This window comes from Amycolatopsis cynarae (assembly GCF_026802195.1).
Taxonomy (GTDB): Bacteria; Actinomycetota; Actinomycetes; order Mycobacteriales; family Pseudonocardiaceae; genus Amycolatopsis_E; species Amycolatopsis_E rhizosphaerae.
Window position 1 is genome coordinate 3,194,967 of sequence record NZ_CP113836.1, and the last position, 14,253, is coordinate 3,209,219.

The window sequence follows — 14,253 nt, forward strand, 5'->3', positions numbered from 1 at the left end:
ACCGTAGAACCTCCACCAAGAGCGAGGTCAACTCCGCTGATTTGCCCTGACGCCGACGTCAACGTCTAGTGTCGCGGCCCGGACCGGAACGGAAGGACCACGATGAAGTTCGGCATCAACTACGCCCCCGCGCACCACGGTACGGACCCGCGGCGGCTGCTCACCTACGCGCGCCTCGCCGAGGAACACGGCTTCGAGTCGCTGTACCTGCCCGAGCACATCGTGCTGCACCCCGGCGCCGCGATCGGGCCCATGCCCCTTCCCACGGCGACCCCGTATTTCGATCCGCTCGACGCGTTGAGCTTCGTCGCCGCGGCCACGGAACGGATCCTGCTCGGCACGGCCGTCCTGCTGCTGCCGTACCACCACCCGGTACTTCTCGCGAAGCGACTGGCCACCATCGACGTGCTGTCGGGCGGGCGGATGCGGCTGCTGACGGTGGGCCTGGGCAGCCTGCCGGGGCAGGCGCAGGCGGTGGACGTGGACTTCGCGAGCCGCGGGCGGCGCGCCGACGAGGCCATCGACGCGCTGCGGCTGCTGTGGGAGGGCGGCGAGGACGGCGTCGATTTCGACGGCGAGTTCTTCCGCTTCGAGAGGCTCAGCAGTTTCCCGAAACCGCTGGCTGCCCGGCACCTGCCGATCCACGTCGGCGGATCGACGCGCGCGGCCGCCCGCCGGGCGGGCCGTCGCGGCGACGGCTACTTCCCCGGTGGCGCGCTCAGTCCCGACGAGCGCGCCACCCAACTGGAACTCGCGCGCGAGGCCGCGCGGGAAGCGGGCCGCGACCCCGGCGCGCTCGAATACACCCGCTGGGGTTCGATCGACCTGTCCGTGGAACGGGCCGAGGCGCTCGCGGCGGAGGGCGTCACCCGCGTTGTCGTCAACGCGAGCACCGCCGAGCCGGAGCTTTTGCGCGAGGAGCTCGGGGCCTTCGCCTGGCGCTTCGGGCTCACCCGGTAGCCCGAAGGCGCAAGGTCGTCTCGCGGCCGTTCACCCTTTTGCGTCAATGCCTGGAACGCGATGCCGTTGGTAGTGGCGGGCGGCACGAGCCCGGTTCCCGCAACCCGCGGAGCACCACTCGCGCCGGGGGTGATCTTTGACGAAGTACAGGACACAGCCGGGGGCCAGGCAGGCCCGTAGGCGCTGCCGATCAGGATGGGTGAACAGCCGGATGGCCTCCTCTGCGATGGCCGAGACCGCAGCGGCGGCCACCTGACCGCTGGTACCGGTGCCCCTGGAGGGTGTTTCGCCGGCCGTCCAGGTCAGCACCGACCACCGTGGTACCGCGGCGGCGGCCTGGTTGACCTCGGCGACAGCGCTGTCGAGTTCGCTCACCGGGGAAGCTGCCGCAGGTCGCGGGTCCCCGGTGGCTTCGGCGGCGAGCCGCCGCAAGGCATCGCGCAGCCGGTGCAGTCTTTCCCCGATGAGGTCGACCTCTGCCGCGACCAAGGCGTCGAGATCGGCGGCGGCTATCAGTTCGATGCGCGGAGCGACGGCATGCAGCCATGCTTTGGTGCCGTCCTGCTCAGCGAGGGCGTCGTGTACGCCGTCGCGGTCCGCCCAGATCGTGTTCATCAGCTCCACAGGCAGCGGCTCGTCGAGGAGTGGCGCACTGGTCTGCATGTCTCGACTCTACCGCGCTTCTAACGGTTGCAACTAGTCCATTCCGTTGACAGGCGGTGTCGACCATGAGAGTCTTCTAACGGTTACAAGCTCGAGTAACCGTTTGAACCATGAAGGAGAGAACATCGTGACCGCATTCGCCCCCGTCGACCCCGCCACCACAACGGGCCAGGCCGCCGAGCTGCTGGTTCAGGTGGAGAAGACGCTGGGACTCATCCCGAACATGACCAAGGTGATGGCCAACAGCCCCGCGCTCCTCAGGGGCTACTTGGCCCTCTCGGGCGCGCTCGCCGGCGGCGTGCTGCCCGGCGGCGTCCGTGAGCAGTTGGCGATCGCCACCGCCGAGTACAACGGCTGCGAGTACTGCCTCTCGGCCCACACCTACATCGGCGCCAACATCGCCAAGGTCGATGCCGGCGAACTGGACAAGGCGCGGCATGCGCAGGCGTCCGACCCGCACACCGCGGCACTGCTGGCCCTGTCCGACGCCATCGCCCGGGGCCACGGCGCCGTCGCAGACGACACGGTGCAGGCCGCTCGGGACGCTGGTGTCACCGACGCCGAGATCGGCGAGGTCGTCGGCCACCTCGCGCTGAACGTGCTGACCAACTACTTCAACATCGTTGCCAAGGTCGACAACGACTGGCCCGTCGTCACCCCGCACACACGCACGGCCTGACGGCATTGGAGTAACAGAGCATGTCCACGCCGCCCTCCCCGCAGGGTGAGCTGTCCGCCGTGGGATTCCACGGCGGCGAGCTCGCCGTCCAGCGCCGCGCGGGCGTCACCGCGCTCGCGGCCCGGCTGTCCGGCATGCTGGCGCCGGCCGAGTTACGTGGCGGCATCGTCCGCTTCCTCGCCGACCGGACCTTCGCCGCCGTGACCGCCCGGGACCGGGCTGGGCGGCTGTGGATCTCTCCGCTGGCCGGTCCGCCGGGCTTCCTGTCCGCAGCAGACCCGACCACGCTGCGCATCCACGCCCTCCCGGCCACCGGAGACCCGCTCCATGACCTCGCCGCAAACCAACCGATCGGGCTGCTGGTGATCGACTTCGCCGTCCGCCGCCGCATCCGTATCAACGGCCATCTCAGCGCCGTCGACCGCACTGGACTGTCCGTGGCGGTCGAGCAGGCGTACGGCAACTGCCCGCAATACATCCAGCAGCGACGACTCGTGCCCGCCCACCCAGGCGGGCACCCCGCCGAGCCGGTACGGCAGGCAACGGTCCTCACCGCCGACGACTGGGACCTGATCCGCCGCGCTGACACCCTGCTAGTCGGAACCACCCACCCCACCCGCGGCAACGACGCCTCCCACCGCGGAGGCCCACCCGGCTTCGTCCGCGTCGAACACGACCACATCTGGTGGCCCGACTACCCCGGCAACAACCTGTTCAACAGCCTCGGCAACCTCGCCATCGACGCCACTGCCGCATTGCTGTTCGCCGACTACGGCACCGGTCGCACCCTCCACCTGTCCGGAACCGCCGCCGTGGACTGGACCGACACCACAACGCCCGCTGACGAAGGCGGCACCGGGCGCCGCATCCGATTCACCAGCCGATACCTCGCGGCCGGACATCTCCTACCGCTACGCCCGTCCTGACCGCGCTTGTGAGGGCAACGTGACCGCTGCCGACGAGACGAGCTACCGGGGGCGCTCGGCGATCACGTCCATGGCATCGGCGTCGACCCGCAGCAGGCACGGAACCAATTCGGAGCCCGTGTCCGGCGAGGTGAGCACGGCTTCCCTGATCTCCTCGGCGCGACCCGAACCCTCGCCCGCGATGAAGAGGTGATCCGGGCTGACGAGCCCCACGATCAGCCGGTCCGCGCCGACCAGACCGGCGGCTTGCTCGTGGAAGTCGGGCAGCATGATCGCCGACCCCGCGCACGGACCGTTCCGCTCCATCACGGCCAGGTTCCCGTGCTCCTCATCCGGAAGCATCCTGATGCTGAGCCCCCGCTTCAGGTTGTCGCACGCTTCTCCGGCGAGCTCCAGATACTCCTCGTCGCTCATGGCCTCGAGGCTGCTCCGTAGCAGATGGGACATGCCGATCCGGCCTTGGGGCGTGATCGTGACCTTGGCGAATCCCACGTACAGCTTGCCCTCGACCAGCGGCAGGGAGGCGGAAAGCGGTAACGGGGCGGAGGTGCTGTGGAGGATGGGCAGCCACTCACCGTCCCGCTCGGCCCGCACGATCCTCTCCCGTCCTCCTTCTTCCCGCTCGACGCCGTCGACCTCCGCCATCACCTTCCGCGCGTGCTCGAGGGCATCGGTCCAGTCGTCACCCTCGGGGCGGTCGAAGACGTAGGTGTGCTCGGCCTCGGTGAACGTTTCGGCCAGGAAGGCGTAATCCGCGTGGGAGGGTTGCCAGGTGCTGTGCACCCTGGTCACGTCGGAGGGCTGGACCGGCCGCTCCTGCCGAGCCTGGCGCCACGCCTGCCGGAGGGAGTCCTGGGCCTGGGCGGGCGCCGCCGCGATCAGGAGGTCGTTGTCGTCGCCGTTCAGTTGGAAGACGACCATGTCCATGGTCACATCAAGATCCACGGGACCGTGACTCTACACAGGAGCCCGCGGTCGTGAAGGGCCCTTTCACGGGACCAGCGGGGCCAGGCCGTCGAGTACGCGGTCGAGGCCGTACTCGAATTCCTCGTCGCGGTGCCGGCGGGGGTCCTGGTCACCCTGCTCGCCGCCCTGCTCGGCGTAGAGCGTGCGCAGGCGCGGGTAGGGCTCGGCGGCGCGCTGGGCGACCGGCCACATCCGGCGCATCCATTCGGCCTCGTCCCGCCCGGTGCGGGTCAGCATGGTCAGCCACGCCGCCTCGGTGCTGGTCATGCCGATGACGTAGGCGAAGGCGATGGTCATCGCGCGGTTGGCTTCGGGCAGGCTCAGGCCCGCGCCCTCGAACAGCGCCAGCATGTCCTCGCTGAACCGCATCATGTTGGGCCCGAGGTAGGCGGTGCCCGCCCCGCCGAGCAGGGTGACGATCCACGGATGCCGCAGCAGCACCGCCCTGATGTCCCGGGCGCACTCGTGCACCGCGGCCCGCCAGTCCGGCCCTGGCGGCGGAACCCGCAGTTCGCCGACGACCTCGTCCACCACCAGTTCGAGCAGCTCGTCCTTGTTCGCCACGTGACGGTAGAGCGAGGTCGCCGCGGCGCCCAGCCGGGTGCCGAGCTTGCGCATGCTCAGCGCGTCGATGCCCTCCTCGTCGAGGAGCCGCACGGCCTCGGCCACGATCTGCGACCGGCCCAGGACGGGCTGCTCGCGCCTGCACCGCGGTTCGCGAGCCCAGACCGAGGGAATCGGCTGCTCATCGGTGGTCATCGGGTCTCCCTTCCTACCCGGCCAGCGTAGCGCACACCGTCCTCCGTTGCGTACGACGTGCGACTGTGCGTACATTGTTCGCAGCGATGCGAACGCTGTACGCATACTTCGCCGAAACCCCGTCTCCCCGAGAAAGGGACCGACCATGACCACCGAACGTCTCGGCGCCACCGCCTACCAGGCGGCCGAGCGGCTCCTGCGCCACAACCGCGCGAAGCTCGTCCACGGCGGCCGGATCCGCCCATGCTGGCTGCCTGGCGGCGACCGCTTCTGGTACACAGTGGACACCGCGGAGGGCGCCCGGTTCGTGTTCGCCGACCCCGCCGCGGGAATCCGCGAACCCGCCTTCGACCACGACCGCCTCGCCGCCGCACTCGCGCAAGCCTCCGGGCAGCCGGTGGCGGCGGCCGTCCTGCCCTTCACCGCGATCGACCTCACCGGTGACGCGGTCGAATTCGACGCCTTCGACGCGCATTGGCGGTGCTCGCTGGACACCTACCGGTGCGAGAAGGCGGAATCCGCCGCCGGCACGACCTTCCTCGACATCGTCTCGCCCGACGGCAAGCACGCGGTGTTCCGCCGCGGTCATGATCTGTGGATCCGTTCCCTGCCGGACGGGGCGGAACGGCCGCTCACCACCGACGGTGCACCCGATCACGACTACGGCACCAGCGCGTTCACGCCGGACGTGCTGCTCGCCAAGATCGGCATTCCCCACCTGCCGCCCGCCGTCGCCTGGTCTCCCGACTCCGCCCGCCTGCTGACCCACCGGCTCGACCAGCGCGCCGTCCGCACCACCCACCTCGTCGAAGCCCTGCCCGGCGACGGCGGCGCACCACGCCTGAAGCCCCAGCGCTTCGCCTACCCCGGCGACGAGAACCTCCCACTGGCCGAGTTCGTCGTGCTCGACACCACCGGCGAAGCCGTCCCGGCGCGCAGCGCGCCGCTGCCCGCGCCGCTCCTGTCGCCCATCACGGCGAAATGGGCCTGGTGGGCCGAGGACGGTTCGGCCGTGTACTACCTGAGCCAGTCCCGCGATATGCACACACTGAGCCTCCACCGCCTCGACGCGGGGACCGGCGAGGTCCGCACCGTCCACAGTGAAACCGGGGCCACCCGGGTCGAACCGGCCCAGCAGCAGAGCCAGGGCCCGATGGTCCGGTTGCTGGCGGGCGGGCGCGAACTGCTCTGGTACTCGCAGCGCGACGGATGGGGCCACCTGTACCGGTACGACCTGGCCACGGGCGAGCTGCTGGCGCAGGTGACCTCGGGCGCGTGGGCGGTGCAGGAGATCCTGCGCGTCGACGAGGACCGCGGGCTGGTGTACTTCGTCGCCGCCGGGCTCGTCGGGGCCGATCCGTACCGGCGCTCGGTGTGCCGGACCGGACTCGACGGCGCCGGGTTCACCCGGTTGACCGACGACGATCTGGACCACGTCATCACGGTGGCCCCCGGTGGCCGGTACTTTCTCGACTCGGCCTCCACCATCGCCATCCCGCCCGTCATCCGCGCCCGGGACTGGGACGGCGGGGTGCTCGTCGAGCTCGAGCGGGCCGACATCAGCCGCCTGATCGCGGCGGGCTGGACCGCGCCGGAACGGTTCCGCGTCAAGGCCGCCGACGGGGAAACCGACATCTACGGCGTGCTCCACCTTCCGCGCGACTTCGATCCGGCCCGCCGCTATCCGGTCATCGACCACCCGTATCCCGGTCCGCACATGCGGCGCGTGCCTCCGTCCTTCGACCCGGGAATGTTCGGCTGCGACGCCGAAGCCACCGCCGCGCTCGGCTTCGCGGTGATCGCCGTCGACGGCCGGGGCACACCCGGGCGCGACAAGGCCTTCCACGATGCTTCGTTCGGTGATCTCGGCAGCGCCGGCGGCCTCGACGACCACGTCGCCGCGCTGCGGCAACTGGCGCGGACGCGGCCCTGGCTGGATCTGGACCGGGTGGGCATCTTCGGTCTGTCCGGCGGCGGGTACGCCACCGTGCGGGCGCTGTGCCAGTACCCCGAGGTGTACAAGGCCGGGGTCGCCGAAGCGGGCAACCACGAAAACCGGAACTACCACCTGTGGTGGAGCGAAACCTACGACGGGACCGACCCCGGCGCCTGGCTCCGATCGTCCAATGTGGAGCTTGCCGGACGCCTTGAGGGGAAGCTGATGCTGGTCCACGGCGGCATGGACGACAACGTCCACCCGCACCAGACCCTGCGGCTGGCCGAACGGCTCATCGCAGCGGACAAGGATTTCGACCTGGTGATCGTGCCCGGGGCCGAGCACACTTTCTTCGGCTACGAGCACTACGTCACCCGGCGTCGCTGGGACTTCCTGGTCCGGCACCTGATGGGCGTCGAACCCCCCGAGGGCTACCGGCTCGCCCCGGCCCCGTTCGATCTGAACCTGATCGCCGACATCTTCGGCTGACCGGGCCGGTTTCCTGGCAGAAGGTGTCAGTGAACCCTCGATAGCTTTCCCGGCAAGCGCCTTACAGGCGGGACAACGACATCGCGAGGGTGAAGAAACACCATGCCTTACTTCGATGCGGCCGACGGCACGCGCCTGTTCTACCGGGACTGGGGCGGCGGGCGTCCCGTGCTCCTGCTCGCCAGCTGGGGTTTCGACTCAGCCATGTGGCAGCACCAGATGATCCACCTCGCCGACGCCGGATTCCGGTGCCTCGCCCTCGACCGGCGCGGGCACGGCCGCTCCGACGACCCGGGCAGCGGCTACGAGTTCGACACACTCGCCGACGACGTGGCCGCCCTGCTCGGCCGGTTGGAGCTGAGTGAGGTGACCCTGGTCGGGCATTCGATGGGCGCGGCCGAGATCGTCCGCTACCTGACCCGGCACGGCACCGGCCGGGTCAACAGGATCGCGCTGGTCGCCGCGGCACTGCCCTTCCTGCTGAAGACCGCCGACAACCCGCAGGGTGTCGATGGCACCGTCGCCGAGGAGGTGCGGCGTGGCTGGCGGGCCGACCTCACCCGGTGGTTGACCCACAACGCGCCGCCCTTCTTCGGCGCGGGCCTGCCGGGCTGTGAGGTCTCTCCGGGACAGCAGGAGTGGCTGCTCGGCATGATGACGGAAGCGTCGTTGAAAGCGTTGATCGACTGCAACAAGGCGCTTACGGAAACCGACTTCCGCGCCGAGGCGGCCGCGATCACCGTGCCGACGCTGATCGTCCACGGCGATCACGACGCGTCCGCGCCGCTCGAACGGACCGGGAGCCGTCTCGCGGACCTGGTTCCCCACGCGCGGTTCGTCGTGTACGAGAACGCTCCCCACGGCCTGTTCCTGACCCACCGGGAACAGCTCAACGAGGACCTTCTCGCCTTCGCCAAGGGCTGAGGACTGAGGGCGATCCCCTCGTACCCAGCGCGGCCACGGACGAACGCGCGGGGAGGGCGCTCACCGCGGCCCGAGCCGGTGCTCGGTGCCCTCGGCGATGGCCCGCAGTTTGTCCGGGTTGGCGACGTTGTGGATGGCGGTGATGCGGCCGTCGGCGTCGAAATCGAAGGTGAGGGTGGCGATCACGCGATCCGGCGCGCTGAACACGATGCCCGGTCCGCCGTTGATCTCGGCGAGTCCGGCGTGCCTGTCGGCGGGCTCGATGCCCTGGTAGGCGACCGTGCCGATGGCCGCGAACCAGTCGGCCACGGTGGCCGCGCCCACGACGGGGCGCGTGGCCTGGCGGACCTTGCCGCCACCGTCGGTCCACAGTGTCACGTCCGGGGACAGCAACTCCATCAGGGCGTTGACGTCACCACTGGTCGTGGCGGCGAAGAACCGCTCGGTGACCTCGCGCTGCCGCGACCGGTCCACGGTGAAGCGCGGCCGCCGGGCCCGCACATGTTCCCGGGCGCGGTGCGCCGCCTGGCGCACCGCGGCCTCGGAACGCTCCACGGCCTCGGCGATTTCGGCATGGCTGAAGCCGAAGACCTCCTTCAGTACGAACACGGCGCGCTCCAGCGGGCTCAGCGTTTCCAGCACCACCAGCATCGCCATCGACACCGACTCGGCGTCCACAACGGACTCGGCGCTGTCGGCACTGGTGAGGATGGGCTCCGGAAGCCACGGCCCCACATAGGTTTCCCGCTTGTGCCGGGTGGAGCGCAGCCGCTCCAGGGCGAGGTTCGACACGATCCGCGTCAGGTACGCCTTCGGGTCGGCCACCTGCGAGCGGTCGGCGGCGGACCACTTGATCCAGGCGTCCTGGACCGCGTCCTCGGCATCGGCCGCGGTGCCGAGGACGCGGTAAGCCACCGAAAACAGCAGGGGGCGATGCCGGTGGAACACCTGCTGGTCCTTCTCGGCGGACACGGGGGTCATCGTGCGTTCCGGACCCGGGTGAAGCGGCCGCCGCGGGGCCAGAACGCACCGGACGCGGGCAGCTTCTTCATCCGGCCATAGGTCGGCCACGGTGAGGCGGTCACCGTCTCCTTGTACCGCACCGCCCAACGGCCCGTCAGCCGGATTCGCCGCGGGCTGTCATCGGGGCGGGTGAACTGCACGACCGCGTCGTGCCGTCCCAGACTCACCGGCGTGTGGTAGTAGCCGAAGCGGAACGGCTTGGGCTGCTTGCCCTTCAGCGCGCGGACGATCGACAGCGCGGCGTGCACGCCGGTCGGCATGCCGCCCTGGCAGGTGCCGTGCATGACGCCGTAGCCCTGGCGGATCGCGGCCGCGTCACCCACCGCGTACACGTCCGGATGCGACACCGAGCGCAGTGCGGCGTCGGTGACGATGCGGCCGCGCCCGTCGACGGTCAGCCCCGCGGCGGCCGCCAGCGGCGGCACCCGCGTACCGCTGGTCCACAGCACCACGTCGGCGGCGATGCTCTCCCCGCCCACCAGTGCCACCGCATCGGGCAGCACCTTCGCCACCTCGACTCCGCCGCGCACCCGCACGCCCAGCCGGTCGAGCGCGGCCCGCAGATACGCCAGGGCCTTCCGGTGCAGGGCCGCACCGGGTTCCTGCCTGCCCAGCAGCACGACGTCGAGTTCCGGGTGCCGCTCGGCGATTTCCGCGGCCGACTCGATGCCGGTCAGCCCGCTGCCCGCGACCACCACCGTGCCGCTGCCGAGCCGCGCCAGCCGGGCGGCCAGCACCCCGGCGTCCTTGGCGCTGTTCAAGGTGTACGCGTGGTCCTCGACGCCCGGCACCGTCGCCGTGTCGGCCACACTGCCCAACCCGTACACCAGCGTGTCGTAGGGCAGGACCCGGTCGTCGTCGATTCGCACGGTCTTCGCGTCCGCGTCCACCGCCGTCACCCAGCCGCGCAGGAACCGCGCGCCCGTCCCCTCCAGCAACTCCGGGATGCTCAGCTCCGCGAGTTGCTGCCCGGTGGCCGTCATGTGCAGCCTCAGCCGCTCGGTGAACCGCTCCTGCGCGTTCACCAGGGTCACCTGTACGTCCTCACGCCGCTTGACCCGCGCCGCGAGCTGGATCGCCGCGGCCATGCCCGCGTAACCCGCACCCAGGACCACCACGCGGTGCGGGGCCGCCGTGCCGGTTTCCTGCCGTGTGCCCATCGTTGCGTCCTCCTTGGTTCGCCTGACGATGCCCACGGGATGGGAGCAGGCGATCCGGACGTGACATGGGGTGACGCGCGACACAGTCCCGGTGCACGACCTAACTGTCGCGGACGGTGGTGAGCGCCTGGTCGTAGAGCCGTTCGAGGTCCTCGATCCCGCCCTTGCCGCCGCGGTCGAGCCAGACGGCGGTGGCCGCGTCGAGGCACGCGAGCACGGTGGCCACGACCGCTTGACCGCGCAGGCCCGGCGGGGCGTCCCCATCGCCGAGACGCCGTTCGACCTCGGGTGCGAGTTGTTCCTGCCACCGCAGGTGCTTCTCCAAGTGGGCGGCCCGCAGGCCAGGGCTGGTGGCGACGAGCCGGGCGATCGCGAGGCCGCGCTGCGGGGCGACCTGGGTGTTCAGCACGGCGAACGCGTGCCGCAGCGCCTCCCACACAGGTTCGTCGTCCGGGCGCGCTTCCAGCGCCGCCAGGATCACCGGACCCTGCTCGGCGAGATCGCCGAAGACGATGTCCTCCTTCGTGCCGAAGTAGCGGAAGAACGACCGCCGGGAGATCCCGGCCGCGGCGACGACCTGGTCGACCGTGGTGTTCTCGAATCCCTGCTCCAGGAACAGCGCCAGCGCGACGTCCGTGATCTCCTCGCGGACACGCCGGCGGGTTCGCTCCCACATCGGGCCCGTGGCCGCCTCCGACCGGTCATGGCGCGTCGTCATGACCGTCAGCCTATCCTACGCGATGCCCACCCGACCCTGTATGCCTGTGTTGCATCAAGTGCTAGCTTGGCACTCGATGCCAACACGCTGAGGAGATGACATGCCACTCGATCACCGCGGCGCACTGACGCTCGTGACCGGCGCCAGTTCCGGAATCGGGGCGGAGTTCGCCCGCCAGTTCGCCCGCCGGGGCTCGGACCTCGTCCTCGTCGCGCGCCGGGAGGACCGGCTCACGGCTCTGGCCACCGAACTGGCGGCCGAGCACGGCGTCGCCGTCACCGTGCTCGCCTGCGACCTCGCCGAACCGGGCGCCGCCGCGCACCTGGCCGCCCAGCTGAGCGACCGTGGCCTGCGGCTGACCGGACTGGTCAACAACGCAGGCTTCGGCACCCACGGGCTGTTCGTCGAGGAGGAGGCCGAGCGGCTCCGCGAGGAGATCGCTCTCAACGTGCACGCCGTCGTCGACCTGACCAGGACCTTCATCGACGACCTTCGTGCCTCCGGGCGCGGCGTCCTGATCAACGTCGCGAGCATGGCCGCCTACACCCCGATACCGCGAATGGCCGTCTACGGGGCCACGAAGGCCTTCGTGCTCAGCTTCACCGAGGCGCTGTGGTACGAACACCGCGGCACCGGCCTGCGGGTACTCGCCCTGTCACCGGGCGCCACCCGCACCGAGTTCTTCGATACCGCCGGCCCGGCGGCGGCCGGCGGCCAGCGGCTGCAGGCGCCGCAACAGGTTGTCGAGACCGCGCTGCGCACGCTGGACCGGCGCAACCCCCCACCCAGCATCGCCGTCGGCGCGATGAACAGACTGGCCGCGACGCTGAGCCGCCTGGCCAGCCGCAGGCAGTCGCTCACCATGATGGGGAGGCTGACCGCCCGCGCCGCCACGACGGCGACGGCAAACGCCCGATGAGCGGTGCTCGGCGCCGCCGGACCGGTCCGGGCCCTAACCGAGTTCGTGGCCGGTGGTCGCGTCCACGTAGTCCGGGATCTCGTCGTGGCGGTCGCCGACGGTGAGCGTGCCGGTGGGTTCGAACATCAGCATCGCCGCGCCCTCCGCCGAGGACGGCTTGTGTTCGGTGCCGCGCGGCACGGTGAACACCGCCCCCTTGGGCAGGTGGACGGTGCGCTCGACGCCCGCTTCGCGCAGTGAGATGTCGAGTTCACCGTCCAGCACGAGGAAGAACTCGTCGGTGTCGTCGTGGACATGCCACAGGTACTCGCCCCTGACCTTGGCGATCCGGACGTCGTAGTCGTTGACCCGCGTGACGATCCTCGGGCTCCACAGCACGTCGAAGGAAGCCAGTGCTTCGGCGAGGACGATCGGTTCTTTGCTCATGCCGTCATCCTGGCGGGCCGGGGTCACCGGGGGTGAGTGGTAGGAATTGCATATGTCGCAAGGATCCTCGCAGGCAGGTCCGCCACGGGTGGTGGCGATCGTGGACGAGAACTCGAACCCCTTCGAGCTCAGTTGCGCGATCGAGATCTTCGGGCTGCCCCGGCCCGAACTCGGCCGGGACCTCTACGACTTCCGGCTGTGCTCGCCCCGGCCGCGCACGTTGATGCGCAACGGGTTCTTCACGCTCACCGGGGTGGCGGAGCTGGACGCGGCCGACGAAGCCGACACCCTGATCGTGCCGAACCGTCCCGATGTCGAGGTCCCGCGCCGTCCCGCGGTGCTGGCGGCGATCAGGCGCGCCCACGCGCGCGGAGCGCGCCTGATCGGGTTCTGCAGCGGTGCGTTCACCCTGGCCGAAGCGGGAGTCCTCGACGGACGCCGCGCCACCGCGCACTGGCAGTGGGCCGAGGGGTTCCGGGAGCGCTTTCCGGCCGTGCACCTCGAACCGGACGTGCTGTTCGTCGACGACGGCGACATCCTGACCGCCGCGGGCAGTGCCGCCGCCCTCGACCTCGGGCTGCACGTGGTCCGCCGCGACTACGGGGCGGAGATCGCCAACGCGGTCAGCCGCAGGCTGGTCTTCGCCGCGAACCGCGACGGCGGGCAGCGGCAGTTCGTGGAGCGGCCGGTGCCCGAATCCCGTGACGAATCACTGGGCCCGGTGCTCACCTGGGCGCAGGAACGGCTCGGCGAACCGCTCACCGTGGCCGATCTCGCCGTCCGGGCCGCGGTCAGCCCGGCGACCCTGCACCGGCGGTTCCGCGCCCAACTGGGCACCACCCCGCTGGCCTGGCTGACGCGGGAACGGGTCGCGCTGGCCTGCAGGCTGATCGAGCACGGGGAGCCCCGGCTGGACGTGGTCGCACGGGCCAGCGGACTCGGCACGGCAGCGAACCTGCGCGCGCTGATGCGCCGCGAGACGGGGCTCACCCCCTCCGACTACCGGCGCCGGTTCGGCCCCGCGGTTTCAGTCCAGTGAGGCCGCCGAGTCGAGCATGATCTTCAGCAACTCGCCGGGAGCGTCCCGCATCACGTTGTGCCTGCTGTCCAGCGGGTGCACGTTCCACAATGGATCGTTTTCCAGTCGACGGCGGGTCGGCGCGAACGGGGACTCCCCCTCCCAGCGGGCCGCGTAGACGTAGTCACGGCGGCGGAAGCCGCTCAGATCGCCGGTGAGGCGGATCTTCTGGAGGAGGGAGGCGAGCGGATGCGGCGTCGCCCGCTCGTCGAAGAACGGCAGTGGAGGCACGCTGTAGCCGTCCACCCCCACATTCAGGTACCACTCGCGCTGTTCGTCCGAAGTCATCGTCCAGCACGAATCCCCGTCGCGCGGGACGAAGGCGTCGACGTACACCAGTGAGCCCACCCGCTCCGGGGCCCGTTCGGCCACGCCGGAAAGCACCATCCCGCCGTAGCTGTGGCCCACCAGCACCGCGTTCCCGATCCGTTCCGCCTCCACAAAGGACAGTACGTCCTGGATGTGCGTGTCCAGGTTCACCGTCGAGCTCAGCTGGTGGCGCCGCTCGGCGAGCCCGGTGAGGGTCAGTGTGTGGACCCGGTGGCCGTGCTGCCGCAGGCGTTCGTCCAGCGGTTCGTAGCACCAGCCGCCGTGGCAGGCACCGGGGACGAGGACGAAGGTGGCCAT

The 14,253-nt window shown here is 70.5% G+C and carries 15 protein-coding genes; 7 read left to right on the forward strand and 8 right to left on the reverse strand.

What is annotated here, in order from left to right; translation table 11 throughout:
* Positions 1-102: 102 nt before the first annotated feature.
* Positions 103-960, forward strand: a complete 858-nt coding sequence (locus tag ORV05_RS15335; protein WP_268759165.1) for a TIGR03619 family F420-dependent LLM class oxidoreductase — start codon at positions 103-105, stop codon at positions 958-960.
* 30 nt (positions 961-990) lie between these two features.
* Here the strand turns inward: ORV05_RS15335 and ORV05_RS15340 are convergent, their stop codons facing one another.
* Positions 991-1,623, reverse strand: coding sequence for a CGNR zinc finger domain-containing protein (locus ORV05_RS15340; protein ID WP_268759166.1), 633 nt, complete (start codon positions 1,621-1,623; stop codon positions 991-993).
* Between the two features lie 127 nt (positions 1,624-1,750).
* On the opposite strand from ORV05_RS15340, the gene ORV05_RS15345 reads away from it, so the two are divergent.
* Both ORV05_RS15345 and ORV05_RS15350 read left to right on the forward strand, forming a co-directional pair.
* Positions 1,751-2,302, forward strand: a complete 552-nt coding sequence (locus tag ORV05_RS15345) for a carboxymuconolactone decarboxylase family protein (protein ID WP_268759167.1) — start codon at positions 1,751-1,753, stop codon at positions 2,300-2,302.
* Between the two features lie 20 nt (positions 2,303-2,322).
* Entirely contained in the window at positions 2,323-3,228 is a 906-nt protein-coding gene (locus ORV05_RS15350) for a pyridoxamine 5'-phosphate oxidase family protein (protein ID WP_268759168.1), read from the forward strand.
* 42 nt (positions 3,229-3,270) lie between these two features.
* Here the strand turns inward: ORV05_RS15350 and ORV05_RS15355 are convergent, their stop codons facing one another.
* Complete coding sequence (locus ORV05_RS15355) at positions 3,271-4,173, reverse strand: hypothetical protein (protein WP_268759169.1); 903 nt, start codon at positions 4,171-4,173, stop codon at positions 3,271-3,273.
* Between the two features lie 45 nt (positions 4,174-4,218).
* Positions 4,219-4,953, reverse strand: coding sequence for a TetR/AcrR family transcriptional regulator (locus tag ORV05_RS15360; RefSeq protein ID WP_268759170.1), 735 nt, complete (start codon positions 4,951-4,953; stop codon positions 4,219-4,221).
* A 145-nt stretch (positions 4,954-5,098) separates the two neighbouring features.
* On the opposite strand from ORV05_RS15360, the gene ORV05_RS15365 reads away from it, so the two are divergent.
* Together ORV05_RS15365 and ORV05_RS15370 are read left to right on the forward strand one after the other, a co-directional pair.
* Positions 5,099-7,378 (forward strand): S9 family peptidase, encoded by a 2,280-nt coding sequence (locus tag ORV05_RS15365; RefSeq protein WP_268759171.1) that lies wholly within the window; start codon positions 5,099-5,101, stop codon positions 7,376-7,378.
* A 102-nt stretch (positions 7,379-7,480) separates the two neighbouring features.
* Positions 7,481-8,302: an alpha/beta fold hydrolase gene (locus tag ORV05_RS15370; RefSeq protein ID WP_268759172.1), complete on the forward strand. Its 822-nt coding sequence runs from the start codon at positions 7,481-7,483 to the stop codon at positions 8,300-8,302.
* A 60-nt stretch (positions 8,303-8,362) separates the two neighbouring features.
* Here the strand turns inward: ORV05_RS15370 and ORV05_RS15375 are convergent, their stop codons facing one another.
* The 3 genes from ORV05_RS15375 to ORV05_RS15385 all read right to left on the reverse strand — a co-directional run bounded on the left by ORV05_RS15375 (position 8,363) and on the right by ORV05_RS15385 (position 11,203).
* Positions 8,363-9,283, reverse strand: coding sequence for an RNA polymerase sigma-70 factor (locus ORV05_RS15375; RefSeq protein ID WP_407652761.1), 921 nt, complete (start codon positions 9,281-9,283; stop codon positions 8,363-8,365).
* The gene (locus ORV05_RS15380) at positions 9,280-10,485 is read right to left on the reverse strand and encodes an NAD(P)/FAD-dependent oxidoreductase (RefSeq protein ID WP_268759174.1); all 1,206 of its coding nucleotides are present in this window, start codon (positions 10,483-10,485) and stop codon (positions 9,280-9,282) included. The genes ORV05_RS15375 and ORV05_RS15380 overlap by 4 nt, the downstream gene beginning before the upstream one ends.
* Before the next feature lie 100 nt (positions 10,486-10,585).
* Positions 10,586-11,203, reverse strand: a complete 618-nt coding sequence (locus ORV05_RS15385; protein WP_268759175.1) for a TetR/AcrR family transcriptional regulator — start codon at positions 11,201-11,203, stop codon at positions 10,586-10,588.
* A 100-nt stretch (positions 11,204-11,303) separates the two neighbouring features.
* On the opposite strand from ORV05_RS15385, the gene ORV05_RS15390 reads away from it, so the two are divergent.
* Complete coding sequence (locus tag ORV05_RS15390; RefSeq protein ID WP_268759176.1) at positions 11,304-12,122, forward strand: SDR family NAD(P)-dependent oxidoreductase; 819 nt, start codon at positions 11,304-11,306, stop codon at positions 12,120-12,122.
* A 33-nt stretch (positions 12,123-12,155) separates the two neighbouring features.
* Here the strand turns inward: ORV05_RS15390 and ORV05_RS15395 are convergent, their stop codons facing one another.
* The gene (locus tag ORV05_RS15395) at positions 12,156-12,548 is read right to left on the reverse strand and encodes a cupin domain-containing protein (RefSeq protein ID WP_268759177.1); all 393 of its coding nucleotides are present in this window, start codon (positions 12,546-12,548) and stop codon (positions 12,156-12,158) included.
* Between the two features lie 52 nt (positions 12,549-12,600).
* On the opposite strand from ORV05_RS15395, the gene ORV05_RS15400 reads away from it, so the two are divergent.
* Complete coding sequence (locus ORV05_RS15400; protein ID WP_268759178.1) at positions 12,601-13,587, forward strand: GlxA family transcriptional regulator; 987 nt, start codon at positions 12,601-12,603, stop codon at positions 13,585-13,587.
* Here ORV05_RS15400 and ORV05_RS15405 read toward each other — a convergent pair.
* Positions 13,576-14,253, reverse strand: a complete 678-nt coding sequence (locus ORV05_RS15405; protein WP_268759179.1) for an alpha/beta fold hydrolase — start codon at positions 14,251-14,253, stop codon at positions 13,576-13,578. The genes ORV05_RS15400 and ORV05_RS15405 overlap by 12 nt on opposite strands.

Excerpts from the sequence above, each read along its gene's own strand:
- ORV05_RS15405 (WP_268759179.1), bottom strand. The coding sequence starts at position 14,253 with ATGGCCACCTTCGTCCTCGTCCCCGGTGCCTGCCACGGCGGCTGGTGC.
- ORV05_RS15350 (WP_268759168.1), top strand. The coding sequence starts at position 2,323 with ATGTCCACGCCGCCCTCCCCGCAGGGTGAGCTGTCCGCCGTGGGATTC.
- ORV05_RS15380 (WP_268759174.1), bottom strand. The coding sequence starts at position 10,485 with ATGGGCACACGGCAGGAAACCGGCACGGCGGCCCCGCACCGCGTGGTG.
- ORV05_RS15370 (WP_268759172.1), top strand. The coding sequence starts at position 7,481 with ATGCCTTACTTCGATGCGGCCGACGGCACGCGCCTGTTCTACCGGGAC.
- ORV05_RS15390 (WP_268759176.1), top strand. The coding sequence starts at position 11,304 with ATGCCACTCGATCACCGCGGCGCACTGACGCTCGTGACCGGCGCCAGT.
- ORV05_RS15385 (WP_268759175.1), bottom strand. The coding sequence starts at position 11,203 with ATGACGACGCGCCATGACCGGTCGGAGGCGGCCACGGGCCCGATGTGG.
- ORV05_RS15375 (WP_407652761.1), bottom strand. The coding sequence starts at position 9,283 with ATGACCCCCGTGTCCGCCGAGAAGGACCAGCAGGTGTTCCACCGGCAT.
- ORV05_RS15400 (WP_268759178.1), top strand. The coding sequence starts at position 12,601 with ATGTCGCAAGGATCCTCGCAGGCAGGTCCGCCACGGGTGGTGGCGATC.
- ORV05_RS15395 (WP_268759177.1), bottom strand. The coding sequence starts at position 12,548 with ATGAGCAAAGAACCGATCGTCCTCGCCGAAGCACTGGCTTCCTTCGAC.
- ORV05_RS15365 (WP_268759171.1), top strand. The coding sequence starts at position 5,099 with ATGACCACCGAACGTCTCGGCGCCACCGCCTACCAGGCGGCCGAGCGG.
- ORV05_RS15360 (WP_268759170.1), bottom strand. The coding sequence starts at position 4,953 with ATGACCACCGATGAGCAGCCGATTCCCTCGGTCTGGGCTCGCGAACCG.
- ORV05_RS15335 (WP_268759165.1), top strand. The coding sequence starts at position 103 with ATGAAGTTCGGCATCAACTACGCCCCCGCGCACCACGGTACGGACCCG.
- ORV05_RS15340 (WP_268759166.1), bottom strand. The coding sequence starts at position 1,623 with ATGCAGACCAGTGCGCCACTCCTCGACGAGCCGCTGCCTGTGGAGCTG.